Genomic DNA, 25,921 nt, shown 5'->3' with positions numbered 1-25,921 from the left:
GGGGCGCAGCGGTTTCCCACGTGCGGCGGGAAGGCGCCGGGGCGCCCGCTCTTTTCGGTGTGTTCACGGATTCCCGCCCGCACTCGAACACCTGTTGGGATACTGGCTCTCATGCACGTGAGGAGGCAGTATGGCTGTCATGAGCATCGGCAGGACCGACCCGCGTCCGTTGACCGTCGACGACCTGGCGCGCATGCCCGACGACGGGCGCCGCTACGAACTGGTCGACGGGCGGCTTGACGTGTCTCCCGCGCCCGTCTTCCCGCACAGCGTTGTGGACACCCGGCTCACCTGGCACCTGGTGAATCAGGTTCCGAAGGGCTACATGCCGATCTCCGCACCGGGTATCAACCTCAACGCCGACCGCACGCATCACCGGATCCCCGATCTCGCCGTGATCCGACGTCAAGACTGCGAAAGCCCCTATCTCACCCGCCCCCCGGTGCTCGCGATTGAGATCATGTCACCTGAAAGCGTGTTCCGGGACAACCACACCAAGCGCCGGGAGTACGCCGAGTTCGGCATCGAGTCCTACTGGATCATCAATCCCGCGCCCGACAAGACGGGGATCATGGAGTTCCGGTTGCAGGACGGGACCTACCACGAGGTGCAGCAGGTCTTCGGGGAATCGGTTTTCGCGACGACCAGCCCTCTTGAACTGCGGCTCGTCCCGTACTGGCTGACCGCCGACGACGAGTCCTGGACGGAGCGCCTCGGCGGCGAGTAGCGCGCGGCCGGCCGGTCAGGCCGGGGTGCGGGCCACTCCTACGGGGCAGGTGGAGCCGGTGCCGCCGAGGCCGCAGTAGCCGTTGGGGTTCTTGGCGGCCGACAGGTACTGCTGGTGGTAGTCCTCGGCGAAGTAGAACGGGCCGGCGGGGGTGATCTCGGTGGTGATCGTGCCGAGGCCGTCGCGGGTGAGGACCTGCTGGAAGGCGTCGCGCGAGGACTCGGCGGCGGCCCTCTGGGTGTCGGAGTGGTAGAGGATCGCCGACCGGTACTGGGTGCCGAGGTCGTTGCCCTGGCGCATGCCCTGCGTGGGGTCGTGGTTCTCCCAGAACACCTTCAGCAGGTCGGTGTAGGAGATCACCCGGGGGTCGAACACCACGCGCACGGCCTCGGTGTGGCCGGTGCGGCCGGTGCAGACCTCCTCGTAGGTGGGGTTGGCGGTGTAGCCGCCCGCGTAGCCCACGGCGGTGGTCACGATGCCGTTGGCGGCACCCAGTTCCCAGAACACGCGTTCGGCGCCCCAGAAGCAGCCCATGCCGAACTCGGCGATCTCGGTGCCCTCGGGGTAGGGCGGCGCCAGCGGGGTGCCCAGCACCTCGTGGCGGGAGGGCACGGTGATGGGGGTGTCGCGGCCGGGCAGTGCCTGCTCCGGGGTAACCATGGTCATCTGCTTGCCGAACATGTCTTCAGGCTACCCGGCCGGTCCAGGCGAGCCCCGTACGGCCTGACCCCCACACGCCCCCCGCAGCCGCGGGATCCTCCGGCCCCCGTCCGACCCCGATCGGGCCGCCCGTCCTGTGTGCGGCGATCGGGCGGGTTCAGGGCGGTGCCTGCTGATTCACATACTCATGGGATGAATTTTGGCTTACGCTGGCCCGCGTGTCCGATTCCAACCGCGGCGTGCTCTTCGGGGCCAGCGCCTACGTCCTGTGGGGTGTCTCCACCCTCTACTGGCCGCTCGTCTCGGCCGCCGGCGCCACCGAGGTCATCGCCCACCGCATGGTGTGGTCGCTGCTGACCGTCCTGGCCGTCCTGGCGCTCCGCCGGCACTGGCGCTTCCTGCTCGACGTGCTGGGCAACCCGCGCCAGCTCGCGGTGCTCACCCTGGCCGCAGCCTTCATCACGGTCAACTGGGGCCTGTTCATCTACACCGTCAACAGCGGGCAGACCAGCCAGGCCGCCCTCGGCTACTTCATCAACCCGCTGGTCAGCGTGCTGGTGGGCGTGGTGTTCTTCGCCGAGCGGCTGCGCCGGGCGCAGGTGGCGGCCGTGGCGCTGGGCGCGGTGGCGGTGGCCGTGCTCAGCCTCGCCTACGGCGGGGTCCCCTGGCTGTCGCTGGGCATGGCGTTCTCCTTCGCCACCTACGGCGCGCTGAAGAAGACGGTCCGGCTGGACGGCGTGGAGAGCCTGGCGGTCGAGACGCTGCTGCTGTTCCTGCCCGCCGCCGCCTACCTGGGGTTCCTCCAGGCCACCGGCGCGGGCACCTTCACCGGGGTCTCCACCGCGCACACCTGGGCGCTGGTGGGGTCGGGGGTGGTCACGGCGCTGCCGCTGTTGTGCTTCGGCATGGCGGCGCGCCTGGTGCCGCTGAGCATGCTCGGGCTGCTCCAGTTCGTGGTGCCGGTCATGCAGTTCCTGTTCGCCTGGCTGGTGTTCGACGAGGCGATGCCGCTGAGCCGGTGGATCGGGTTCGGGGTGGTGTGGTTGGCCCTGGTGGTGTTCGTGGCGGACATGCTGCGCGCCACCGCCCGGACGCCGCGCGGCACCGAGCCGGGGCGGCGACGCGACCCCGATCCCTCCGCTGACACGACCGCCTGACCGCACGACGACGGGGGGCGGCGGACGCGTGGCGCGTCCGCCGCCCCCCGTCGTGGAGCGGCGTCCCTAGGGCTGGCCGGGGCGGGCGGGTGGGCGGTGGGGCGGGGGCCAGGTGCGGGACCACTCCCCCGCGCGCCCGGAGTCAGGGGTGCTCGGGCGGACCTGCGGGGCCGTGGGGCCGGTCCACCCCGGCCCGGCCGGGCGCGGTCCCGGGTCGGCCGAGGACTCCGCGCGGCGCGGCGCGCCGCCCTGGCGGGCCTGCGGCGCCGCCTGACCGGGCTGCCCCGGCCGACCTGCCCTCCCCTGCTGCTCCTGGCGCGCGCCCGGGCCGCCGGGGCTTTCGGTGCGCTGGCGCGGGGCCTGCCGGGGCGGGGCCTCCGAGCGCTCCAGGTACTCCGGCTGCTCGGGCCGGTCCTCGGGGCGCTGCTCGGCGCGGGCGTGCCGGCCGCGCGGGCGCCCGATCGGCTCGGCCGGGCGCTGCCCCGGGATCTCGGGGGTGAGGCCGTAGTGCTCGTAGACCCGGTCCTCCTGCTCCACCGAGATGTGCTGGTCGATGTCGAAGCTGGGCGCGGACTTGATCTCGCTCTTGGACCACGGCACCTGGAGGGCGTCGTAGACCAGTTCCGCCCCCAGCAGCGGCACCAGGTTCTCCCGCGACCCGAACAGGCCGGTCCGCACGGTGATCCACTTGGCCTCGTCGGTCTGGTCGTCGTAGTAGACCTGGCCGATCTTGCCGACCGCCGCGCCGTCCCTGTCCACGAGCCGGTGCCCGATCAACCGCTGTGTTCCCATCTGCGCCGCCACGGCGACTCACATCCCCCCGTTGTGCCCCAACGTCGACGGCGGAGCGCGCGGCGCACGACACCCCGCGGCGCCGGTCCGCCAGTGAGCGGATTCCCGCAGGTGGGCGGGGTCATGCCGGGTTTGCCCGGCTATGACCGAGTCCGGACCGGCGCGTTACCCGCGCTCCCACCTCCGCCCCTCCAACGGCGGCGGCCCCGCCCCGCGCATCGCGGGACGGGGCCGGAGGCGGCGCGGGCGGGTCTCAGCCCGAGCGCCGCACCACGTAGTCGCACAGCGCCTCGAACGCGTCGCGCGGGGCGCCCTCGGGAAGGCCGGCGAGTTCGGCGCGGGCGCGCTCGGCCCACTCGCGGGTGGTGGCCCGCGCGTCGTCCATGGCCGGGTGCGCGCGCAGCAGCCCCAGGGCCTCCTCGGTCTCTGCGTCGCTGAGCGGGCGGCCCAGCAGGGAGTCCAGCCGGGCGCTGCCGGTGTCGCCGGCCCGGGCGGCGCGGCGGGCGTAGAGCATCGGCAGCGTGAGGACGCCCTCGCGCAGGTCGGTGCCGGGGACCTTGCCCGACTCGCTGGGGTCGCCGGCGACGTCGAGGATGTCGTCGGCGAGCTGGAAGGCCATGCCCAGCGCGTCGCAGGCGCGGGTGATGGTGCCGGTGATCTCGGGTCCGGCGCCGGCGAACGTGGCGCCGAACTCCGCCGAGGACGCGATGAGCGAGGCGGTCTTGTCGGAGATCACCCGCAGGTAGTGCTCCAGCGGGTCGGTGCCCTCGCGCGGCCCCGAGGTCTCCAGGATCTGGCCCTGGACCAGCCGGCCGAAGGTGCGCGCCTGCATCCGCACCGCCTCGGTGCCCAGGTCGGCCAGGATCTCCGAGGCGCGCGCGAACACGTAGTCGCCGGTGAGGATGGCCACGCTGTTGCCCCAGCGCTGGTTGGCGCTGGGCTCGCCGCGCCGCAACTCCGCCTCGTCCATCACGTCGTCGTGGTACAGCGTGGCGACGTGGGTCAGCTCCACCACCGCGGCCGCGCGCGTGAGGTCGGGCACCGTGGGGTCGCCGAAGTGCGACGCCAGGAGCACCAGGGTGGCGCGGAAGCGCTTGCCGCCGGCCGACAGCAGGTGCGAGGCGGCCTCGGTGAGCAGGGGGTCGCTGGCCGCGACGGACTCCCGCAGCAGCTTCTCGACCTGGTCCAGAGCCTCCTGGACCTCCTTGGCGAGGCCAGCGTCGATACTCGGCAGAGCGAGGAAATCGCTCGGGACAGCACCGCTCACCTGGGCTCCACATGTCAACGGGCGCGCGATACCCCCTAATCGGGCATATCGCGCGCTCTCGGGATGAACAAAACCGACTAGCCAAGTTATCTGACCCGGATAGCGGTGCCAAAGCCACCCACCGGGTCGCGGCGGCTACCCTGCGGAGCCCTCGGCCGTGGCCACCAGCGACTCCCCCTGTTCAGTGCCCGGCTGGGGCAGCAGGTGGTCCAGCACCGGAGTCGGGTAGACGCCGAGCAGGAACGTCGCGGCGACGCCGATCGCGATGGCCGAACCGGTGAACAGCCCCGCGCGCACCACCGTGGGGCCGGTCTCGGCCGGGTCGGCGAAGAACATCAGCACGATGATCCGCACGTAGAAGAACGCCGTCACCGCGCTGCTGAGCACGCCCACCACCACGAGCGGGGCCGCGCCCGCCGCCATGGCCGCCTCGAACACCGCGAACTTGCCGATGAACCCGCTGGTCAGCGGGATCCCGGCGAAGGCGAGGAGGAACAGCGCGAGCGCGCCCGCCAGCAGCGGCGAGGTGCGCCCCAGCCCGGCCCACTGCGACAGCTCCCCGGCCTCGGGGCCGTTCTCGTGCGTGCGCACCAGGGTGACCACGGCGAACGCCCCGATGGTGGTGAACCCGTAGGCGGCGAGGTAGAACATGGCCCCGGCCAGGCCCTCGGGGCTGGCGGCCACCACCGCCGTCAGCACGAACCCGGCGTGCACCACCGAGGAGTAGGCCAGCAGCCGCTTGATGTCGCGCTGGGTCACCGCGACCACGGCGGCCAGCACCATGGTCAGGATCGCCACCACCCACAGCATCGGCGCCCAGTCGGCGGCCGAGCCGCCGAAGGGCACGTAGAACACCCGCAGCAGCGCGCCGAAGGCGGCCACCAGGGTGCAGGAGGCCATCAGCGCCGTGATGGGGGTGGGCGCGCCCTGGTAGACGTCGGGCTTCCAGTTGTGGAAGGGCACCGCGCCGACCTTGAACAGCAGGCCCACCGCGATCAGGCCGATGCCGAGCAGCAGCAGCGGCCGGCCTCCGCCGTCGGCGAACAGCGGGCCGCCGCCCTCGCGCACCGCCGCCGCGACCTCGGCGAAGTTCACCGACCCCGCGTAGCCGTAGACCATGGCGATGCCGAACAGGAAGAACGCCGAGGAGAACGCGCCCAGCAGGAAGTACTTGACGGCCGCCTCCTGGGAGAACAGCCGGCGCCGCCGGGCCAGCCCGCACAGCAGGTACAGCGGCAGGCTCATGACCTCCAGCGCGACGAACATGGTGAGGAAGTCGTTGGCCGCCGGGAAGAGCTGCATGCCCAGCAGCGCGAACAGCACCAGCGGGTAGACCTCGGTGTGCTGGGAGCCCGCCATCACGTGCTCGCGCTCCTCCTCGCTGCCGGGCACCGCCGCGGCCTGCGCGGCGAACGCGCTCTCGCCCCGGCGGTTCTCCGCGATCAGCAGCAGGCTGACGAACCCGAGCACCAGCACCGAGCCCTGGAGGAAGACCGAGACCCGGTCCACCGCGACGCTGCCGAAGGCCAGGGTCTCGCCGGGGCCGTCGGCGGGCAGCGCGCCCACGATGAGGATGCTCAGCACGAAGGCGGCGGCCACCGCCGCCAGTGCCAGGCCGAGCTGGACGGCCCGGCGCCGCGCGGCGGGCACGAACGCCTCGACCAGCACGCCGATGACGGCGGCGCCGAACACCACCAGCATCGGCGACAGCAGCCAGTAGTCGATCTGCGGCGGGTTCTCCGTGATGGTCGGCGCCGCCGTCACGAGCAACGGTGTACTCACTCGTGGTCCCCTTCTTCCTGCCCGCTCGCGGTGGTGTCGGCGTCGCCGAGCGCCGGTGCGGGGTCGGTGACATCGACCTGCCGCATGGTCGCCTCGACCGCCGGGTTGATGGCGTCCAGCAGCGGCTGCGGGTACACGCCGAAGATGATCAGCAGTGCGATCAGCGGTGCCACGGCCCAGGTCTCGCGGCGGGAGAGGTCGCGCAGCCGCGCGGACCCCTCGGGCGCCGGGCCGGTCATGGTGCGCTGGTACATCCACAGGATGTAGAGCGCGGCCAGGACCACGCCCACCGAGGCGATGATCGCGGGCACCGGGTGGAACGCGTAGGTGCCGATGAAGACCAGGAACTCGCTGACGAACGGCGAGAGCCCGGGCAGCGCCAGCCCGGCGAGGCCGGCGACCAGGAACACCCCGGCCAGCACCGGCGCGCTCTTCTGCACGCCCCGGTAGTCGCCGATCGCCGAGGACTCCCGGCGGGCGATGAGGAACCCGACGACCAGGAACAGCGCGCCGGTGGCGAACCCGTGGTTGACCATGTACAGCGCCGCGCCCGACTGCCCCTGGGAGGTCATCGCGAAGATGCCCAGGGTGATGAACCCGAAGTGCGACACCGAGGTGTAGGCGATCAGCCGCATCATGTCGCTCTGCGCGATGGCCAGGACGGCGCCGTAGACGATGCTGACCAGGCTGAGCACCACGACCGGCCACACGAACCAGCGCGACGCCTCGGGGAACATCTCCAGGCAGTAGCGCAGCATGCCGTAGGTGCCGACCTTGTCCAGCACGCCCACCAGCAGCACGGCGGTGCCCGGCCGCGACGCCCCGGCCGCCGTGGGCAGCCAGGTGTGCACCGGCCACATCGGCGCCTTGATCGCGAAGGCCACGAAGAAGCCGAGGAACAGCCAGCGCGCCGCGGTGGTGTCGACTCCGGCGAGCGCGCCGCCGGGGCCCACCAGCTCGCTCCACAGGAACGTGCCGCCGTAGACGTAGACCCCGATCACCGCGACCAGCATCAGCAGGCCGCCCAGGAGGCTGTAGAGCAGGAACTTCACCGCGGCCGCGCGGCGCTGGGGGCCGCGCCCGTAGCGCCCGATCATGAAGTAGACCGGGATCAGCATGGCCTCGAAGAACACGTAGAACAGGAAGACGTCGGTGGCCGCGAAGACCCCGATCATCATCGCCTCGAGGACCAGGATGAGCGCGAAGTAGCCCTTGCCGCGGTCGTCGGCGTCGTCGTTCTCGTGCCAGGCCGCGAGCACGACCAGCGGCACCAGCACCGCCGACATCAGGATCAGCACCAGCGCGATGCCGTCGACCCCCACCGCGTAGTTCACCCCGAACCGGGGGATCCACGGGTAGACCTCGGCGAACTGGAGGCGCTCGCCGCCGGTGGGGGCGAACCGCGCGGCCATCACCGCGACCAGCACCAGGACGGCCCCGCTGACGCCCAGGGCCGTCCACTTGGCGGCCAGGACGCGCTCGCGCGGCAGCAGGGCCACCGCGAGGCCGCCCAGGGCGGGCAGCGCGATGGCGAGGGTGAGCCAGGGGATGTCGGTCATCAGATCCTCACAGCCAGCGTTGCGACGACGATGGCGGCGCCGAACAGCATCGTCAGCGCGTAGGTGCGGGCGAACCCGGTCTGCGCGCCGCGCAGCCCGCGCGAGCTGTCGCGCACGCTCGTGCCGATCCCGTTGACCAGGCCGTCGACCACCGACGTGTCGAAGGCCGCCAGCGCACGGGCGACCTGTTGGCCGGGCCGCATCAGCAGCCCCTCGTTGATGGCGTTTCCGTACAGCTCGTTGCGCGCGGCGGCGGTGACCAGGCCCGCGCGCGGCGCGGTGCGCGCCACCTCCCGCCGGCCGTACATGAACCAGGCGGTGGCCACGCCCAAGACCATCAGGCCCAGCGCGGCCAGGCTCGGCCAACTGGTGAGCATGGTGGCCATGCTGAACGCGTGGTGGTGCTCGGGCGCGCCGATGGCGGGCTCCAGGAACGCCGCGAACCGGTAGCCGAACACCAGGGCGGCGCCCAGCGCCACCGAGCCCACCGCCAGCACGATCATCGGCACCGTCATCGACGCCGGCGACTCGTGGGGGTGGGCGTCGTCGGCCCAGCGGCGCTTGCCGAAGAACGTCATGATCATGACGCGGGTCATGTAGAACGCGGTCAGCCCGGCGCCCAGCAGCGCCGCCGCGCCGAAGACCATGCCGGCGGCGCCACCGCTCTCGAAGGCCGCGGCGATGATGCCCTCCTTGGTCCACCACCCCGACAGCAGCGGGAACCCGATGATGGCGAGGTAGCCCAGGCCGAAGGTGGCGAAGGTGACGGGCATGGCGCCGCGCAGGCCGCCGTAGCGGCGCATGTCGACCTCGTCGTTCATGCCGTGCATGACCGAGCCGGCGCCCAGGAACAGCCCGGCCTTGAAGAAGCCGTGGGTGATCAGGTGGGCGATGGCGGCGGCGTAGCCGATGGGCCCCAGCCCGGCGGCCATGGTCATGTAGCCGATCTGGCTCATGGTGGAGCCGGCCAGTGCCTTCTTGATGTCGTCCTTGGCGCACCCGATGATGGCGCCGGCCAGCAGTGTGGCCGCGCCCACGATCGCGACGGTGAGCTGGGCGGCGGGCGCGGCCTCGAACACCGCGCCCGAGCGCACGATCAGGTAGACGCCGGCGGTGACCATGGTGGCCGCGTGGATCAGCGCCGAGACCGGCGTGGGGCCCTCCATGGCGTCCAGCAGCCAGGACTGGAGCGGCAACTGGGCCGACTTGCCGCAGGCGCCCAGGAGCAGCAGCAGGCCGATGGCGGTCATCAGCCCCTGCCCGGCCTCGCCGGCCGCCCCGAACACGTCGTGGAAGGCGACCGTGCCGAACGTGGTGAACATGAGCATGATCGCGATGAGCAGGCCCATGTCGCCGACGCGGTTGACCAGGAACGCCTTCTTGGCGGCGACCGCCGCGGAGTCCTTGTGCTGCCAGAAGCCGATCAGCAGGTAGGACGCCAGGCCCACGCCCTCCCAGCCCAGGAACAGCAGGGCGTAGTTGTCGGCGAGGACCAGGACCAGCATCGCCGCCACGAACAGGTTCAGGTAGGCGAAGAACCGGCGGCGCCGGTCGTCGTGGGCCATGTAGCCCACCGAGTAGATGTGGATCAGCGAGCCGACGCCGGTGATCAGCAGCGCGAAGCTGATGGACAGCGGGTCCAGCAGCAGGCTCACCTCGGCGTCGAACCCGCCGACGGAGAACCAGGTGTAGACCGGGACCGCGTAGCTGCGCTCCTCGGGCGGGGCGCCCAGCATGTGCAGCAGCGCCGCCACGGCCCACCCGAAGCTCGCGAGCGGCAGCGCCACCGCGAGCCAGTGGCCCCAGGAGTTGGTCCGGCGCCCGCCCAGCAGCAGGATCGCGGCGCCCACCAGCGGAAGCGCGATCAGCAGCCAGGAGTTCTCCAGGACCGCCCCGCTGGCCTCGGTGGTGACGGCGTGCGCGTGCTGCTCGGCGGCGAGGGTTAGTTCAGACACAGCCACGTCGCCTTCTAGTGCTTGAGCAGGTTGGCGTCGTCCAGCGACGCCGACCTGCGGGTCCTAAAGATCTGCATGATGATCGCCAGGCCCACCACGACCTCGGCCGCGGCCACGATCATCACGAAGAACGCGATGACCTGGCCCTCGATGTCGCCGAGCATCCGGGCGAAGGCGACGAACGCCAGGTTGCAGGCGTTGAGCATCAGCTCCACGCACATGAACACGATGATGGCGTTGCGCCGTACCAGCACCCCCACGGCGCCGATCGTGAACACGATCGCGGCGAGCACGATGTAGTTCATCGGGTCCATGAGCGCTCGGCCTCCTGTCCGTTGGCGTCGCCGTTGCCGCGTCGGTCGTCGTCGCCGTCCTCCGCGCCGCCGGCGCCGGGCTCCCCGGCGGAGCCGACCGCCTCGGGGTCGCGCTCGCCGGCGGCGTGGCCCTCCTTGGACCAGGCGGAGTCCGAGGCGCCGCCGGGCTGGGGGATGACCCCCGGCCGGATGTCGCGGGGGACCTCCGACTGGAGGGCGGGGTCGCGAGCGGTGAGGACCGGGTTGAGCGACAGCTCCGACACCGAGCCGTCGGGCAGCAGCGCCGGCATGTCGATGGCGTTGTGCCGGGCGTAGGTGCCGGGGCCGGGCAGCGGGGTGGGGTGGTCGCCGCGGACGCGGTCGCGGGCCATCTCCCGCTGGCTGCGGCGCTTCTTGATGCGGGTGACGTGCGCCAGCACCAGGGCGCCCAGCACGGCGGTGATCAGCAGCGCGCCGGTGGCCTCGAAGGCGATGATGTAGCGGTAGATGACCTCGCCGGCGATCCAGGGGACGCTGCCCCCGGCGGCGGCGGTGCCCGCGCCCAGCCCGGCGGGGTCGCCGGCGGTGATGCGGGTCAGGCCCAGCGCGAGCGCGCCCAGGAAGCACGCCGCCACCACGGCGGTGAGCAGGCGCTGCCCGCGCAGGGTCTCCACCAGGGAGTCCGCCGAGCTGACGCCGACCAGCATCAGCACGAACAGGAACAGCATGAGGACCGCGCCGGTGTAGACGACGATCTGCACGACCATCAGGAACGGCGCCTGGTTCATGCCGTAGAACACGGCCAGGCCGAGCATGACCGTGGCCATGAGCACGGCCGAGTGGACCGCCTTGCGGCTGAAGACCACGCCGATGGCGGCGAGGACCACCACGGCGCCGATGACGTAGAAGGCGGTGGTCTCCAGGCCGCCGATGGGGGCCGCCGCGGCGGCCGCGAACGCGCCCCGCATCACCGGTCCGCCTTACCGTCGGCGCCGGTGCCGCCCGGGGCGGACCTGGCGAAGGCGGGGCCCTGGCGGTAGTAGTCCTCCTCGGTCTCGCCCAGGCGCATGGGGTGCGGCGGCGCCTCCATGCCCTCCAGCAGCGGGGCCAGGAGCTGCTCCTTGGTCCAGATCAGGCTCTCGCGCTCGTCGTCGGCGATCTCGTACTCGTTGGTCATGGTGAGCGCCCGGGTGGGGCACGCCTCCACGCACAGGCCGCACAGGATGCACCGCAGGTAGTTGATTTGGTAGACGCGGCCGTAGCGCTCGCCGGGCGAGAACCGGGAGTCCTCGGTGTTGTCGCCGCCCTCCACGTAGATCGCGTCGGCCGGGCAGGCCCAGGCGCACAGCTCGCAGCCGATGCACTTCTCCAGCCCGTCGGGCCAGCGGTTGAGCTGGTGGCGGCCGTGGAAGCGCGGCGCGGTCGGCCGCACCTCCTCGGGGTAGTTGACGGTCGGCACCTTCTTGAACATGGTGTGGAAGGTGACGCCGAACCCCTTGACGGGGTTGAGCCAGTCAAGCACCGGTAACCTCCTCACGCTTGTCGTGGGGGACCCGCGCACCGGAGCGGGGTCCCTCGGCCGGCACGCTGCTGCCGTAGTGGGGTGCGTTCTGCGGTGGCACCGGGAAGCCTCCGTAGGCGGGGTCGTCGCGCATGAGCCGCAGCTCCTCCTGGCGCTCGGCGGCCTCGGCGGCGCGCCGGCGCCGCGCCGAGCGGGCGAAGCCGTAGACGGCCGCGACCACCACCAGCGCGAAGCCCGCGACCACGGCCGCGACCGCGCCGATGGGCGCCCCCTCGTTGAGGAGGATCCGCACCACGGCCACCGCGGTGATCCACACGAGCTGCACCGGGATGAGGATCTTCCAGCCGAGCTGCATGAGCTGGTCGTAGCGGATGCGCGGCAGGGAGCCCCGCACCCAGATGAACAGGAACATCACGGCGAGGAACTTCACCAGCCACCACAGGATGGGCCAGTAGCCCTCGTTGGCGCCCGCCCAGAACGACGTGATGGGCGGGGGCGCGAGCCAGCCGCCGAGGAAGAAGGTCACCGACACCGCGGCGACGGTCACCATGTTCACGTACTCGGCGAGGAAGAACATGGTGAACTTCATCGAGCCGTACTCGGTCATGAACCCGCCGACGATCTCGCCCTCGCCCTCGGCCAGGTCGAACGGCAGCCGGTTGGTCTCGCCGATCATGGTGACCAGGTAGATGAGGAAGGACGGCAGCAGGATCACCGCGAACCACAGCGGCCGCTGCGCCTCCACGATCCCCGAGGTGGTCAGCGTCCCCGAGTACATGAACACCGCCACGAACGACAGGCCCATGGCGATCTCGTAGCTGATGACCTGGGCCGAGGCCCGCAGCCCGCCCAGCAGCGCGTAGGGCGACTGGGAGGCCCAGCCGCCCAGCACGATCCCGTAGACGCCGATGGCGGCGGTGGCCAGCACCACCAGCGCGGCGATCGGCAGGTCGGTGAGCTGGAGCGGGGTCTGGACCCCGAACATGGTGACCTCGGGCCCCACCGGGATCACCGAGAAGGCGATGAACGCCGGGACCGCCGCGATCATCGGCGCGGCGATGTAGACCACCCGGTCCACCCCGCGCGGGATCACGTCCTCCTTCAGCGACAGCTTCACGCCGTCGGCCAGGGACTGGAGCAGGCCCAGCGGGCCGAACCGGTTGGGGCCGTGGCGCTGCTGCATGCGGCCCATGACCTTGCGGTCGGCCATGATCATCATCAGCACGCAGACCATCAGGAAGACGAAGATCACCAGCGCCTTGATGAGGGTGATCCACCAGGGGTCGGTGCCGAACGCGCCGAGCCCGGGCTCGGCGCCTTGGGCGAGGGTCATCACTGGTCGCTCCCAGCACTCGTCGCGGTCGGCCGGGCTTCGACCTCGAAGCCCGCGCCCCGGTCGGCCTCCAGGCGCACCACCGCGCCGGCGTCGGCGCCCAGGTCGCGGCGGACGTCGCAGTCGCGGGCGTTGGCCGGCAGCCACACCACGCGGTCGGGCATGGGCACCACCAGCGCCGGTACGCTCACCGCGCCCAGCGGGCCGGTGACGCGCAGCCGCCCGCCGTCGGCCAGGCCGATCTCGGCGGCGGTGGCGGCCGAGACCCGCGCCACGGCCGGGCGCGCGGTGCCGGCCAGGTAGGGCTCGCCGTCCTGCATGGGTCCGCGGCCCAGCAACTGGCGCCAGGTGGACAGCAGCGCCTCGCCGCGGCCCGGCTCGGGCAGCGGCGCGGGGCGGCTCAGCGGGTCGGGGACCCGCTCGCCGGTCCAGGCGCCCAGGGACTCCAGCTCGGCGCGCGCGGCGGCGTCGTCGGGCAGGCCCAGGTGGACGTCCATCTCGTCGGCGAGCGCGGCCAGCACCCGCAGGTCCGACAGCAGGCCCGGCTTCTTCAGCGCGGTGCCGAAGGGGCGCGGGCGGCCCTCCCAGTCGAGGAACGTGCCGCTCTTCTCGGCGACGGCGGCCACCGGCAGCACCACGTCGGCGCGGTCGGTGATGTCGCCGGCGCGCATCTCGACGCTGACCACGAACGGCACCCGCGCCAGGGCGGCGCGGGCCAGTTCGGGGTCGGGCAGGTCGGCCAGCTCGACGCCGGCGATCAGCAGCGCCTCCAGTTCGCCCTCGGCCGCCGCCGCGAGGATCTCGGCGGTGCCCCGCCCCTCGCGCTCGGGCAGCGCGGCCACGCCCCAGGCGCGGGCGACCTCGGCGCGGGCGGTGGCGTCGGAGACCGGCCGCCCGCCGGGCAGCAGGTTGGGCAGCGCGCCCGCCTCGATCGCGCCGCGCTCCCCGGCCCGGCGCGGGATCCAGGCCAGGCGGGCGCCGGTGCGGTCGGCCAGGCGGGCCACCGACGACAGCGCGCCGGGCACCTGGGCCAGCCGCTCGCCGGCGAGGATGAGGGCGCCGCGCTCGCGCAGCGCCTCGACGGCTTCGGGCGCCAGGTCGCTGACGGCGTCCAGCACCCGGGACTCGTCGCCGGGCGCGGCGGGGATCAGCGTGCCGCCGGTCTTGTCCAGGCCGCGCGCGGCGTGGGAGGCCACCGAGAAGACCCGCAGCCGGTTCTTGCGGTGCGCCTTGCGCAGCCGCAGGAACACCACCGGCGACTCGTCCTCGGGGTCGAACCCGGCCAGCAGCACCGCCGGGGCGGCGTCGATGTCGGCGTAGGTGACGCCCAGGCCGGTGCCGGCGACCCGGGCGGCCAGGAAGTCGGCCTCCTCGTCGGAGTGCGGGCGGGCGCGCATGTCGACGCTGTTGGTGCGCAGCGCCAGCCGGGCGAACTTGGCGTAGGCGTAGGAGTCCTCAAGGGTGAGGCGCCCGCCGGTGATCACCCCGACCCGGCCGCCGCGGTCGCGGGCGCGGGCCAGGCCGGCGGCGGCGGTGGACACCGCCTCGGGCCAGGAGGCGACCTCCAGCGCGCGGGTCTCCTCGTCGCGCACCAGCGGGCGGGTAATGCGGTCGGGCTGGGTGGCGTACTTGAACGCCCACCGGCCCTTGTCGCAGTTCCACTCCTCGTTGACCTCGGGGTCGTCGCCGGCCAGCCGCCGCATGACCGTGCCGCGCCGGTGGTCGGTGCGCTGGGCGCAGCCCGAGGCGCAGTGCTCGCACACACTGGGCGTGCTGACCAGGTCGAAGGGGCGGGAGCGGAACCGGTAGGCGGCGCCGGTGAGGGCGCCCACCGGGCAGATCTGCACGGTGTTGCCGGAGAAGTAGGACTGGAACGGCTCGCCCTCGGCGATCCCGACCTGCTCGGAGGCGCCGCGCTCCAGCAGTTCGATGAAGGGGTCGCCGGCGATCTGGGCGGAGAACCGGGTGCAGCGGGCGCACTGGATGCAGCGCTCGCGGTCCAGCAGGACCTGGGTCGACAGCGGCACCGGCTTGGGGAAGGTGCGCTTGACGTCGACGAACCGGGTCTCGCCCTGCCCGTTGGACATCGCCTGGTTCTGGAGGGGGCACTCGCCGCCCTTGTCGCAGACCGGGCAGTCCAGCGGGTGGTTGATCAGCAGGAACTCCATGATCCCGCGCTGGGCCTTCTCGGCCACCGCCGAGGTGAGCTGGGTCTTGACGACCATGCCCTCCATGACGGTGATCGTGCAGGACGCCTGCGGCTTGGGCATGGGGCGGCCGTTGCCGGCGTCGGGGATCTCGACCAGGCACTGGCGGCAGGCGCCCACCGGGTCCAGCAGCGGGTGGTCGCAGAAGCGCGGGATCTGGATGCCCAGCAGCTCGGCGGCCCGGATGACCAGGGTGCCCTTGGGGACCTGGATCTGGAAGCCGTCGATGGTGACGGTGACGAGGTCCTCGGGCGGGACGGCCGGTGCGCCGCCCGCGGTGCTGTTGGTCGTGACGGTCACCGCTCCTCCTCTCCTGCCTGGGCGCCGGCGGGGGCGCGGTCGGCCCACACCGTCGACTTGCGGTGGTCGAACGGGCACCCGCCCTGGGCGACGTGGTCGATGTACTCCTGGCGGAAGTGCTTGATGGAGGACATGACCGGGCTGGCGGCGCCGTCGCCGAGCGCGCAGAAGGAGCGGCCCAGCAGGTTGTCGCAGATGTCCAGCAGCTTGTCGAGGTCGGCCTCGGTGCCCTGCCCGTGCTCCAGCCGGTCCAGGACCTGCACCATCCAGTAGTTGCCCTCGCGGCAGGGTGTGCACTTGCCGCAGGACTCGTGGGCGTAGAACTCGATCCAGCGGCCCACGGCCCGCACCACGCAGGTGGTCTCGTCGAAGATCTGGAGCGCCCGGGTGCCCAGCATGGACCCGGCGGCGCCCACGGACTCGAAGTCCAGCGGGGTGTCGAGGTGCTCCTCGGTGAAGATCGGGGTGGAGGACCCGCCCGGCGTCCAGAACTTCAGCCGGTGGCCGGCGCGGATCCCGCCGGCCATGTCGAGGAGTTCGCGCAGGGTGATGCCCAGCGGCGCCTCGTACTGGCCGGGCCGGGTGACGTGGCCCGACAGCGAGAAGAACCCGAAGCCGGCGGACTTCTCGGTGCCCATGGCGGTGAACCACTCGGCGCCGTTGGCGACGATCGCGGGGACGCTGGCGATGGACTCCACGTTGTTGACCACCGTGGGCGAGGCGTAGAGCCCGGCCACGGCGGGGAACGGCGGCTTGAGCCGGGGCTGGCCCCGGTAGCCCTCCAGGGAGTCCAGCAGCGCGGTCTCCTCGCCGCAGATGTAGGCGCCGGCGCCGGCGTGCACGACCACGTCGAGGTCGAACCCGCTGCCGAGGATGTCGGTGCCGATCAGGCCGGCGGCGCGCGCCTCCTCGACCGCGTGCCGCAGCCGGCGGATGACGTGCAGCACCTCGCCGCGCACGTAGATGAACGCCTGGGAGCTGCGGATGGCGTAGGCCGAGATGATCACGCCCTCGACCAGGACGTGCGGGTTGGCCAGCAGCAGCGGGACGTCCTTGCAGGTGCCCGGCTCGGACTCGTCGGCGTTGACCACCAGGTAGCGCGGGTTGGGGTTGTCCTTGGGCAGGAAGCCCCACTTCATCCCGGTGGGGAACCCGGCGCCGCCGCGGCCGCGCAGGCCCGACGCCTTGACCAGGTCGACCAGGGTGTCGGGGGCCATGCCCAGGGCGGTGCGCAGCGCCTGGTAGCCGCCGGTGGCCCGGTAGCCCTCCAGGGTGAAGGAGTCGGCGCGGTCCCAGTTGGCCGACAGCACGGGGGTCAGGGTGGTCACTTCGCGCTCCCTTCGTCGCCGTCGCCCTCGGCGGGGGCGGTGCGGGTGGCGGCGGGGTCGGGCGCGGCCCAGCCGCGCTCGCGGGCCAGCCGCAGGCCCTCCAGGGAGGGGCCGCCGGCCTGCACGCCCTCGGTGCCGCGGCCGTCGCCGAACCCGGCGAGGATCCGGCTGGCCTCCTTCCAGGTGCACAGCCGGTCGGGGCCGCGGGTGGGCCGGACGTCCTTGCCCAGCCGCAGGTCGTCGACCAGTCGGCGGGCGGACTCGGGGGTCTGGTTGTCGAAGAACTCCCAGTTGACCATCACGACCGGCGCGAAGTCGCAGGCGGCGTTGCACTCGATGTGCTCCACCGAGACGCGGCCGTCCTCGGTGGCCTCGTCGTTGCCCACGCCCAGGTGCTCCTTGAGGGCGGCGAAGATCTCGTCGCCGCCCATCACCGCGCACAGCGTGTTGGTGCACACCCCGACGTGGTAGTCGCCGGTGGGCCGGCGCTTGTACATGGTGTAGAAGGTCGCCACGGCGGTGACCTCGGCGGTCGTCAGCCCGAGCTGGTCGGCGCAGAACCGGATCCCGGCGGCGCTGACGTAGCCCTCCTCGGCCTGCACCAGGTGCAGCAGCGGCAGCAGCGCCGAGCGCTGGCGCGGGTAGCGGCCGATGATCTCCTTGGCGTCGACCTCCAGGCGCGCGCGGACGTCTTCGGGGAACGTGGTGCTCACCTGTCCACCCCTCCCATCACGGGGTCGATACTGGCGACCGCGGCGATCACGTCGGCCACGGTGCCGCCCTCGCACATGGCGGCCACCGACTGGAGGTGGGTGAACGAGGGGTCGCGGAAGTGCACGCGGTAGGGGCGGGTGCCGCCGTCGCTGACCACGTGGCTGCCGAGTTCGCCCTTGGCGCTCTCGACCGCGGCGTAGGCCTGGCCGGCGGGGACCCGGAAGCCCTCGGTGACCAGCTTGAAGTGGTGGATCAGGGCCTCCATGGACCCGCCCATGATGTGGGCGATGTGCTCGGGGGAGTTGCCCAGGCCGTCGGCGCCCAGCTCCAGCTTGGCGGGCCAGCCGATCTTGGCGTCGTCGATCATGACCGGGCCGGGGCGCAGCCGGTCCAGGCACTGCTCGATGATGCGCAGGCTCTGCTCGATCTCGGCCAGGCGCACCCGGTAGCGGGCGTAGACGTCGCCGGCCTCGGCCACGGGGATGTCGAACTCGTAGTTCTCGTAGCCGCAGTAGGGCTTGGCCTTGCGCAGGTCCCAGGCCAGGCCGGAGGCGCGCAGCAGCGGGCCGGTCACGCCCAGCGCCATGCAGCCGGCCAGGTCGAGGTGGGCGACGTCGCGGGTGCGGGCCAGGTACAGCGGGTTGGCGTCGAGCATCTTGCGCATGATGGTGACGCGCTTGGGCATCTCCTTGAGGAGTTCGCGGATCTTGCCCTCGGCCTCGGGCGGCAGGTCCTGGGCCACACCGCCGGGGCGGATGTAGGCGTGGTTCATCCGCAGGCCGGTGACCAGCTCGAAGATGTCCAGCACCAGCTCGCGCTCACGGAACCCGTTGGTCATGATCGTGGTGGCGCCCAGCTCCATGCCGAAGGTCGCCATGGCCACGAAGTGCGACGACATCCGGTTCAGTTCCATCATGAGCACCCGGATGACGTTGGCCCGCTCGGGGATGCGGTCGGTGATCCCCAGCAGCTTCTCCACCGACAGGCAGTACGCCGTCTCGTTGAAGATCGGCGTGAGGTAGTCCATGCGGGTCACGAACGTGGTGCCCTGCGTCCACGTCCGGTACTCCATGTTCTTCTCGATGCCGGTGTGCAGGTAGCCGATGCCGACGCGGGCCTCGGTGCAGGTCTCGCCGTCGAGGGTGAGGATGAGCCGCAGCACGCCGTGGGTGGAGGGGTGCTGGGGGCCCATGTTGACCACCAGGCGCTCGGCGCTGCTGGCCTGCGCGGCGGCGATGACCTCGTCCCAGTCGCCGCCGGAGGCGTCGATGTAGTCCTCGGTGACGTTCGTCATTGGTAAGACCTCCGCTCGTCGGGCGGCGGGATGGTGGCGCCCCGGTACTCCACCGGGATGCCGCCCAGCGGGTAGTCCTTGCGCTGGGGGTGGCCGTGCCAGTCGTCGGGCATCTCGATGCGGGTCAGGGCGGGGTGGCCGTCGAAGACGATGCCGAAGAAGTCCCACGCCTCGCGCTCGTGCCAGTCGTTGGTGGGGTAGACCGCCACGATCGAGGGGATGTGGGGGTCGGCGTCGGGGCAGGACGTCTCGACGCGGATCTCGGTGTTGTGCGTGATGGAGCGCATCAGGTAGACGGCGTGCAGCTCGCGGCCGGTGTCGTGCGGGTAGTGCACGCCGGTCACGCCCAGGCACAGCTCGAACCGCAGGTCGGGGTCGTCGCGCAGGCGGCGGGCGACCTCGACCAGGTGCTCGCGGCGCACGTGGAAGGTGATCTCGCCGCGGTCGACCACCACGCGCTCCACGGCCTGGCCGTAGGCGACCGGCGACTTGCCCAGCGCCCGCTCCAGCGCGTCGGCGACCGCGTCGAAGGACGAGGTGCGCGGGTCGTCGGGGTGGGTGTAGGGCCGCTCGGAGGCCAGCGGCGGCTGGCGGCGCACCAGCAGCCGGCCGTAGCCGGAGGTGTCGCCGGTGGTCTTGGCGCCGAACATGCCCGAGCGGTCGATGTCGGCGTTGAGCCGTTCGCGGCCGGCGCGCGCGGGCAGGTTCTCGTCCACGCGCTCCTCGCCCTCCTCGCCGGGAGCGGGGGCCGACCCGTTGCCGTTGAGGCTCACCGGCCCACCCCCTCGCTGTGCTCGGTGGCGGCGTAGACCGGGTAGGGGAGCTGGCGGCGCAGCTTGCGCTCCTCCTCTTCCTCGATCTCGCGCCTGCGGTGCGCGCCGAGCTTGGTGTTCTGCACCTTGTCGTGCAGCTTGAGGACCGCGTCGAACAGCATCTCCGGGCGCGGCGGGCAGCCGGGCAGGTACATGTCGACCGGCACGATGTGGTCGACGCCCTGCACGATGGCGTAGTTGTTGAACATGCCGCCGCTGGAGGCGCAGACGCCCATGGCGATGACCCACTTGGGCTCGGGCATCTGGTCGTAGATCTGGCGCAGGACGGGGGCCATCTTCTGGCTCACCCGGCCCGCGACGATCATCAGGTCGGCCTGGCGCGGCGTGGCGCCGAACTTCTCCATGCCGTACCTGGCGATGTCGTAGTGCGGTCCGCCCGCCGACATCATCTCGATGGCGCAGCACGCCAGGCCGAACGTGGCCGGCCACATGGAACTCTTGCGCACCAGGCCGGCGATCTGCTCGACGGTCGTCAGCAGGATTCCGCTGGGCAGCTTCTCCTCGATCCCCATCCGGCGAACCCCCTTTCCTGCGGTTGCTGGGTTTGCGGTTTCCGGGTTGCTCGGGCGCCCGGGGCGCCGGCGGCGTCGGTGGTGGCGCTCACTCCCACTCCAGGCCGCCGCGGCGCCACTCGTAGGCGTAGGCGATCGACACGTTCACCAGGAACAGGACCATCGCGATCAGGCCGAAGACCCCGAGTTCGTCGAAGTGGACCGCCCAGGGGTAGAGGAAGATGATCTCGATGTCGAAGACGATGAAGAGCATCGCCGTGAGGTAGTACTTGATCGTGAACCGGCCGCCGCCCGCGGGCTGCGGGGTGGGTTCGATGCCGCACTCGTATGCCTGGAGCTTGGCGCGGTTGTAGCGCTTGGGTCCGGCGATGGAGCCCACGACCATCGAGACGACGACGAACGCGGCGCCGATCGCGGCGAGGACGAAGATCGGTGCGTACAGCTCCATGGCTAGCCGTTCCCCTCAAGAATCGGCGCGGCGGTCGGGCGCCGCGGCCTGGCGTGCGGGCGGGGCGGGCGGGTCCCGCTTGTGATTGCGTTCACGTACCGGTGCGACCGGTTGTGCGGTGGCTGCGTCGCGTGCATGCGAACCCTCCGGAGCGCGGCTAGGCCGCGGGCGCGATCCTGCTCAGCCCGTTGATGACGCGGTCCATGGCGTCGCCGCGGGTGGGCTCGGTCAGGTTGGCCAGCATCTTCAGCGTGAACCGCATGAGGGTGCGCTGGGGCAGGCCGTACTTGGTGGCGTACTTCATGAACTCCGGCTGGCCGAGCATCTTCACGAAGTAGCGGCCCAGCGTGTAGTAGCCGCCGTAGGTCTCGGAGAGGATCCGCGGGTAGCGCAGCAGGGTCCGCTCGCGGGTCTGCTGGGTGGGCCGGGCGTGGGCCTGCACGATGACGTCGGCGGCGATGTGGCCGGCCTCCATGGCGTAGGCGATGCCCTCGCCGTTGAAGGGGTTGATCATGCCTCCGGCGTCGCCGACCAGCAGCAGGCCGCGGGTGTAGTGCGGCGTGCGGTTGAAGCCCATGGGGAGGGCGGCGCCGCGGATGGGCCCCTGCTGGTTGTCCTGGGTGAAGCCCCACTCGGCAGGCATGCTGTCGGTCCAGCGGCGCAGCAGGGCGCGGTAGTCGACCTCGCGGAAGGACGCCGTGGAGTTGAGGATGCCCAGGCCGATGTTGCTGGTGCCGTCGCCGACGCCGAAGACCCAGCCGTAGCCGGGCAGCAGGACGTCGCGGCCGTCGCTGCGGTCCCACAGCTCCAGCCAGGACTCCAGGTAGTCGTCGTCGTGGCGGGGGCTGGTGAAGTAGGTGCGCACGGCGACGCCCATCGGGCGGTCGTCGCGCTTGCGGATGCCCATGGCGACCGACAGCCGGGAGGAGTTGCCGTCGGCGGCGACGACCAGGGGGGCGCGGTAGGTGACCGGCTCGCCGTCGGGGTCCTTGGCGTTGACGCCGACGATGCGGTTGCTGCGGGGGTCGACGACCGGGCCGGTGACGTTGGTGCGCTGGAGCAGGCGGGCGCCGGCGGAGACGGCGCGCTCGGCCAGGATCTGGTCGAAGTCGTGGCGGGTGCGGACCAGGCCGAAGTCGGGGAACTCGCCGAGTTCGGGCCAGGGCAGCTCGATGCGGACGCCGCCGCCGATGATGCGCAGGCCGTGGTTGCGGATCCACGCCTTGTCGTCGAGGGAGACGCCCATGGCGGTGAGCTGCTTGACCGCGCGGGGGGTGAGGCCGTCGCCGCAGACCTTCTCGCGGGGGAAGGCGGTCTTCTCCAGGAGGAGGACGTCCAGTCCGGCCTGCGCCAGGTAGTAGGCGACGGTGGACCCGGAGGGTCCGGCGCCGACGACGATGACGTCGGCGGACTCACCGGCGGTGCGGCGGCCCGGGACAGACTGGAGGGCGGGTGCTGTCTCGCTCACGAGTTGGTCCTTGACGTGCGGTGCGCGGCGTGGCGCTCGGGGGTGCGCCCGGTGTCGGCGCTTGTGCGGGCGGACTGCGGTGCTGCGGGGTGCTCCGGTGGTGGGCGGGTGGCTGTTCGGTGGCTGATGTGCTGTTATCTGCGACTCGTACGCTTGTGAAGTCCTTCACAAGGATGCTCGGTTCGCAGTCTAGACCTTTCCGGTTCGCGGAGCGACCCCCAGGGGTGCATTCATCGCCTTGAGGCGTTTTCGGCGACAAACGGGACGCCGAGTCAATTTGTTGGTAAAGTTAGGCAAACCTAAATTGATTTGCCGGTTCCTTGCCTGATTTATGGGTTATCGCGACAAATGAGAGTATTCCGCGATGCGGGATCCTGGACGCGTCGGTCGGCGGGCCGGAAACGCGGGGGCGGCGGCGCGGAGCAGCGGGGTGGAACGACCCGGGGCGCGTGGGAGCGGCGAGGATCGCAGCGACGCCGCAGGTCAGGGAGTGCCGATCCGTCGGCGCGGGCGATCGAGGGAGCACGGCCGACCGTCTCCGCCGGAAGCGGGGAGGCGGAGACCGGGGTCGGGAAGGCGGCCCGCCGATCGCCGGAAGGCCGCGCGCAGGCGAGGAGGGGACCGGGCGGGGAGGGAACGGAAGCCGGCTGGACGGCGCGCACCAGGGGTGGCGGAAGAGGCGCGGAAAAGGCGCGGAGGAGCGCGCGATAACAATCCGGAACGGAATCCTGAATTTCCACCAGGAAAATGGGAATTGCAGGTGGCGGGGTTTCGGTCCACCCGAAGCCAAGGTTCCGGACAGACCACTACCGTCCCGAGCACACCGCGCCATGTGGTAGGGCCGAGGAGATCCGCGCGCGGAAGGCTGGAAGGCACGAAGGCACGCCAAACACCCGTGCGCCGGAGCGAAGCGGGCGGCGGCACGGTCAGCAGGAATCAGCAGAGAGCGGAGGAGAGCGATCGGGTCGGGACGTCAGCCCCTCAGGCCGTCCCGGTCGCTACTGGGCGCGGAAACCCCGGTGGAGGGCGACGACACCGAAGGTGAGGTTGCGCCAGGCGACGCGCTTCCAGCCCGCCTCCTGCATGTGGGCGGCCAGCGCCGGCTGGTCGGGCCAGTCAATGATCGACTCCGACAGGTACTCGTAGGCCGCCGAGTCGGAGGTGATCAGCCGGGCCACGCGCGGCAGCGCGCCCATGAGGTAGGTGGAGTAGACCTTGTCGAGCGCGCCGAAGGGGATGTGGCTGAACTCGCAGATCACCACGCGGCCGCCGACCTTGGTGACGCGGTGCAGCTCGCGCAGCGCCTGGTCGACGTCGTGGACGTTGCGCAGGCCGAAGGAGATGGTGACGGCGTCGAAGGTCTCGTCGTTGAAGGGCAGCGCCAGGGCGTCGCCGGCCACGAAGGTGACCCCGCGCCGGGAGGCCCCGCCCCGCCGCTCGGCGCCCACGCGCAGCATGCCCTGGGAGAAGTCGCACGCGATGACCCGCGCGCCCTTGCCCGTGAAGGACTCCGAGGAGGTGCCCGTACCGGCGGCGAGATCGAGGACCAGTTCCCCGCTGTACGCCTCGACCGCCCGCACGGTGGCACGCCGCCACAGCCGGTCCTGTCCCAAGGAGAGGACGTCGTTGGCGAGGTCGTAGCGGTCGGCGATGGAGTCGAACATGGTCGCGACGTCAGCAGGCCGCTTGTCAAGCTCAGCGCGGGTCATGCGTCCACTTTAGGCCCGCCCGCCCCAAAGCCGGACACGGCATGACGGTCCGCCGCTCCCCAGTTCCAAAACTCCCCATCCACGCATGCGCGGGGAGCACCGCAGGCGGTTGAGGCACTTGTGCGCAACCACGGGACCATCCCCGCATGCGCGGGGAGCACGACATCTCCAAGAGGTTCGCGCTGGAGCTGGAGGGACCATCCCCGCATGCGCGGGGAGCACCCTGAAGCACCTGCGGTGTTGCCCCGCCCATGGCGGGTTTTCGTTTACTTCTATCCCGCTCGGTCCGGCTACGGAAGAGGGTGGGCCGGTTCGGCTCCCACTCGGTTGACCGTATCTGCGACACGCCCGTGCCCACATCGGCTTTTCGGTAACTCAGAACCCCCTAAAACGTTACTCTGTGTGATCGCAAGATCGCGCTCCCCGGCCGCCCGGCTCAACGGCGGCGCGGTGGTTCGTGCCCGTGCCTCCTGCGGCCGGGTGCTCGGTGGCGCGCCTTGACACCGGCTCTACGTCGACCTGGAGGCAGCCCGTGGCCACCGTCCGTACCGACCATTCACCCCGTCCGCGCCTTCCGTTCGCGCTGGCGGCCGCGCTGAGCGGCCTCGCCCTCGCCTCGGCCTCGGCCGTCGCGGTGGCGCCGCCCGCCTACGCGGGTGCCCGGCACAGCGGGGTGGTCAGCGAGAATCCGGTCAACTGGACCCCGCACGTGCTCGACGGCTCGGTCACCACCATCGCCGAGGCGGGCGGCCTCATCGTCGCCGCCGGCGACTTCACCGAGGTGTCCGACCCCGAAGGCAGCACCACCCTGGACCGCGACCGCATCTTCGCCTTCGAGCCGGGCACCGGCGAGATCAGCTCCGACTTCCGGCCCGACGTCAACGGCACGATCACGAGCGTGGTCCCCGGCCCCGGCGACACCGTGTTCATCGGCGGCCGGTTCGACCGCGTGAGCGGTGAGTTGCACCGGGGCATCGCGCTGGTGTCGACCGCCGACGGCGAGCCGGTGGACGGCTTCTCCGCCGGGATCGAGAACGGGTCGGTGTACCGCCTGGCCGTGAACGGCGGGCAGCTCTACGCGGGCGGCTCGTTCACCTCCGTCGACGGCACCGAGCGCACCGGTGTCGCGCGGTTCGACGCCGACACCGGCAAGCTCGACAAGGCGCTGGACATCACCATCGCCGAGTCCCGGCGCGGCGACCTGCGGGTGGAGGAGCTGGCCGTCAGCCCGGACGGCGACCGGCTGGTCATCGCGGGCAACTTCACCAAGGTCGAGGGCAAGCGTCGCTACCAGATCGCCATGATCGACACCGGCTCCAACCCGGCGCGGCTGAGCAACTGGTCCACGGAGGAGTACAGCAAGCCTTGCGACTTCGAGCACATGCACACCTACCTGCGCCAGATCGACTTCGCGCCGGACGGGTCCTACTTCGCGGTGGCCACGGCGGGCGGCCCCGACAAGAAGGACGGCCTGTGCAAGACCGTGGCCCGCTGGGAGACCAGCGGCCCGGCGGGTGCCCGGCCGACGTGGGTGAACCACACGGGCGGTGACGCGGTGTACTCGGTGGCGGTCACCGGCGCGGCGGTGTACGTGGGCGGCCACCAGCGGTGGATGGACAACCCCCACGGCGACCACCACCCCGGTCCCGGTTCCGTCGCACGCGAGGGCATCGGGGCGATCGACCCGCGCACCGGCAAGGCCCTGCCCTGGAACCCCGGCCGCGAGCGGGGCCACGGGGCCGAGGCGCTGCTGGCGACCGCCGACGGCCTGTACGTCGGCAGCGACACCACCCGCCTGGGCGGCGAGTACAAGGGCCGGATCGGCATGTTCCCGCTGGAGTGACCCGGGTCAGGGTCCGGGCGGCGCCCCGGCGGGGGGGGGGCGACCCCCGGGGGGGCCCGCCCGGGGGGGGGGGGGGGGGGCCCGGGCCGGGGGGGGGGGGGGGGGGGGGGGGGACCCGCTTGTGATTGCGTTCACGTACCGGTGCGACCGGTTGTGCGGTGGCTGCGTCGCGTGCATGCGAACCCTCCGGAGCGCGGCTAGGCCGCGGGCGCGATCCT

The 25,921-nt window shown here is 71.9% G+C and carries 22 protein-coding genes; 3 read left to right on the top strand and 19 right to left on the bottom strand.

Translation table 11 applies throughout. The annotated features are described in order from the left end of the window. Window positions 1-130: 130 nt before the first annotated feature. Entirely contained in the window at window positions 131-727 is a 597-nt protein-coding gene (locus tag LG943_RS15670; protein WP_270073032.1) for a Uma2 family endonuclease, read from the top strand. Between the two features lie 15 nt (window positions 728-742). Here the strand turns inward: LG943_RS15670 and msrA are convergent, their stop codons facing one another. Beyond that, the gene (gene msrA, locus LG943_RS15665) at window positions 743-1,408 is read right to left on the bottom strand and encodes a peptide-methionine (S)-S-oxide reductase MsrA (protein WP_270073031.1); all 666 of its coding nucleotides are present in this window, start codon (window positions 1,406-1,408) and stop codon (window positions 743-745) included. 197 nt (window positions 1,409-1,605) lie between these two features. Between msrA and rarD the strand changes: the two genes are divergently transcribed. Continuing rightward, on the top strand, window positions 1,606-2,544 hold the full coding sequence (gene rarD / locus LG943_RS15660; RefSeq protein ID WP_270073030.1) for an EamA family transporter RarD: 939 nt from the start codon (window positions 1,606-1,608) through the stop codon (window positions 2,542-2,544). A 66-nt stretch (window positions 2,545-2,610) separates the two neighbouring features. Here the strand turns inward: rarD and LG943_RS15655 are convergent, their stop codons facing one another. The 18 genes from LG943_RS15655 to LG943_RS15570 all read right to left on the bottom strand — a co-directional run bounded on the left by LG943_RS15655 (window position 2,611) and on the right by LG943_RS15570 (window position 23,860). Next, window positions 2,611-3,348 carry a PRC-barrel domain-containing protein gene (locus tag LG943_RS15655; protein WP_270073029.1) on the bottom strand — a complete coding sequence of 246 codons (738 nt, stop codon included), beginning with the start codon at window positions 3,346-3,348 and terminating at the stop codon, window positions 2,611-2,613. A gap of 241 nt (window positions 3,349-3,589) precedes the next feature. Then, window positions 3,590-4,603 (bottom strand): polyprenyl synthetase family protein, encoded by a 1,014-nt coding sequence (locus LG943_RS15650; RefSeq protein WP_270073028.1) that lies wholly within the window; start codon window positions 4,601-4,603, stop codon window positions 3,590-3,592. 135 nt (window positions 4,604-4,738) lie between these two features. Continuing rightward, complete coding sequence (gene nuoN / locus LG943_RS15645) at window positions 4,739-6,385, bottom strand: NADH-quinone oxidoreductase subunit NuoN (protein ID WP_270073027.1); 1,647 nt, start codon at window positions 6,383-6,385, stop codon at window positions 4,739-4,741. Continuing rightward, window positions 6,382-7,944, bottom strand: coding sequence for an NADH-quinone oxidoreductase subunit M (locus tag LG943_RS15640; protein WP_270073026.1), 1,563 nt, complete (start codon window positions 7,942-7,944; stop codon window positions 6,382-6,384). The genes nuoN and LG943_RS15640 overlap by 4 nt, the downstream gene beginning before the upstream one ends. Then, window positions 7,944-9,899 carry an NADH-quinone oxidoreductase subunit L gene (gene nuoL, locus LG943_RS15635; protein WP_270073025.1) on the bottom strand — a complete coding sequence of 652 codons (1,956 nt, stop codon included), beginning with the start codon at window positions 9,897-9,899 and terminating at the stop codon, window positions 7,944-7,946. Before nuoL ends, LG943_RS15640 begins: the two co-directional genes overlap by 1 nt. Window positions 9,900-9,913: 14 nt before the next feature. Beyond that, the gene (gene nuoK / locus LG943_RS15630; RefSeq protein ID WP_179767756.1) at window positions 9,914-10,213 is read right to left on the bottom strand and encodes an NADH-quinone oxidoreductase subunit NuoK; all 300 of its coding nucleotides are present in this window, start codon (window positions 10,211-10,213) and stop codon (window positions 9,914-9,916) included. Then, complete coding sequence (locus tag LG943_RS15625) at window positions 10,201-11,160, bottom strand: NADH-quinone oxidoreductase subunit J (protein WP_270073024.1); 960 nt, start codon at window positions 11,158-11,160, stop codon at window positions 10,201-10,203. Before LG943_RS15625 ends, nuoK begins: the two co-directional genes overlap by 13 nt. After that, a complete protein-coding gene (gene nuoI / locus LG943_RS15620; protein WP_270073023.1) occupies window positions 11,160-11,714 on the bottom strand; it encodes an NADH-quinone oxidoreductase subunit NuoI in 555 nt (184 codons plus the stop codon). The genes LG943_RS15625 and nuoI overlap by 1 nt, the downstream gene beginning before the upstream one ends. Next, a complete protein-coding gene (gene nuoH / locus LG943_RS15615) occupies window positions 11,707-13,047 on the bottom strand; it encodes an NADH-quinone oxidoreductase subunit NuoH (protein ID WP_270073022.1) in 1,341 nt (446 codons plus the stop codon). Before nuoH ends, nuoI begins: the two co-directional genes overlap by 8 nt. Then, a complete protein-coding gene (locus tag LG943_RS15610) occupies window positions 13,047-15,554 on the bottom strand; it encodes an NADH-quinone oxidoreductase subunit G (RefSeq protein ID WP_270073021.1) in 2,508 nt (835 codons plus the stop codon). The genes nuoH and LG943_RS15610 overlap by 1 nt, the downstream gene beginning before the upstream one ends. After that, window positions 15,551-16,882 (bottom strand): NADH-quinone oxidoreductase subunit NuoF, encoded by a 1,332-nt coding sequence (gene nuoF, locus LG943_RS15605; RefSeq protein WP_270073020.1) that lies wholly within the window; start codon window positions 16,880-16,882, stop codon window positions 15,551-15,553. The genes LG943_RS15610 and nuoF overlap by 4 nt, the downstream gene beginning before the upstream one ends. Continuing rightward, a complete protein-coding gene (gene nuoE, locus LG943_RS15600; protein ID WP_270073019.1) occupies window positions 16,879-17,595 on the bottom strand; it encodes an NADH-quinone oxidoreductase subunit NuoE in 717 nt (238 codons plus the stop codon). The genes nuoF and nuoE overlap by 4 nt, the downstream gene beginning before the upstream one ends. Then, entirely contained in the window at window positions 17,592-18,890 is a 1,299-nt protein-coding gene (locus LG943_RS15595) for an NADH-quinone oxidoreductase subunit D (RefSeq protein WP_270073018.1), read from the bottom strand. The genes nuoE and LG943_RS15595 overlap by 4 nt, the downstream gene beginning before the upstream one ends. After that, the gene (locus LG943_RS15590) at window positions 18,887-19,606 is read right to left on the bottom strand and encodes an NADH-quinone oxidoreductase subunit C (RefSeq protein ID WP_270073094.1); all 720 of its coding nucleotides are present in this window, start codon (window positions 19,604-19,606) and stop codon (window positions 18,887-18,889) included. Before LG943_RS15590 ends, LG943_RS15595 begins: the two co-directional genes overlap by 4 nt. A gap of 53 nt (window positions 19,607-19,659) precedes the next feature. Next, a complete protein-coding gene (locus LG943_RS15585) occupies window positions 19,660-20,235 on the bottom strand; it encodes a NuoB/complex I 20 kDa subunit family protein (protein WP_270073017.1) in 576 nt (191 codons plus the stop codon). An 88-nt stretch (window positions 20,236-20,323) separates the two neighbouring features. Beyond that, window positions 20,324-20,683 carry an NADH-quinone oxidoreductase subunit A gene (locus LG943_RS15580; RefSeq protein ID WP_179767766.1) on the bottom strand — a complete coding sequence of 120 codons (360 nt, stop codon included), beginning with the start codon at window positions 20,681-20,683 and terminating at the stop codon, window positions 20,324-20,326. Window positions 20,684-20,840: 157 nt separating this feature from the next. After that, a complete protein-coding gene (locus LG943_RS15575; protein WP_270073016.1) occupies window positions 20,841-22,151 on the bottom strand; it encodes a geranylgeranyl reductase family protein in 1,311 nt (436 codons plus the stop codon). Window positions 22,152-23,149: 998 nt separating this feature from the next. Continuing rightward, window positions 23,150-23,860, bottom strand: a complete 711-nt coding sequence (locus LG943_RS15570; protein ID WP_270073015.1) for a demethylmenaquinone methyltransferase — start codon at window positions 23,858-23,860, stop codon at window positions 23,150-23,152. 532 nt (window positions 23,861-24,392) lie between these two features. On the opposite strand from LG943_RS15570, the gene LG943_RS15565 reads away from it, so the two are divergent. Next, window positions 24,393-25,703 carry a delta-60 repeat domain-containing protein gene (locus LG943_RS15565; RefSeq protein WP_270073014.1) on the top strand — a complete coding sequence of 437 codons (1,311 nt, stop codon included), beginning with the start codon at window positions 24,393-24,395 and terminating at the stop codon, window positions 25,701-25,703. Window positions 25,704-25,921: the final 218 nt, after the last annotated feature.

The organism is Streptomonospora mangrovi, from assembly GCF_027604915.1.
GTDB classification, from domain to species: domain Bacteria; phylum Actinomycetota; class Actinomycetes; order Streptosporangiales; family Streptosporangiaceae; genus Streptomonospora; species Streptomonospora mangrovi.
Note: the sequence above shows the minus strand (reverse complement) of the source record. Positions and strands in the feature narration are given on the sequence as shown.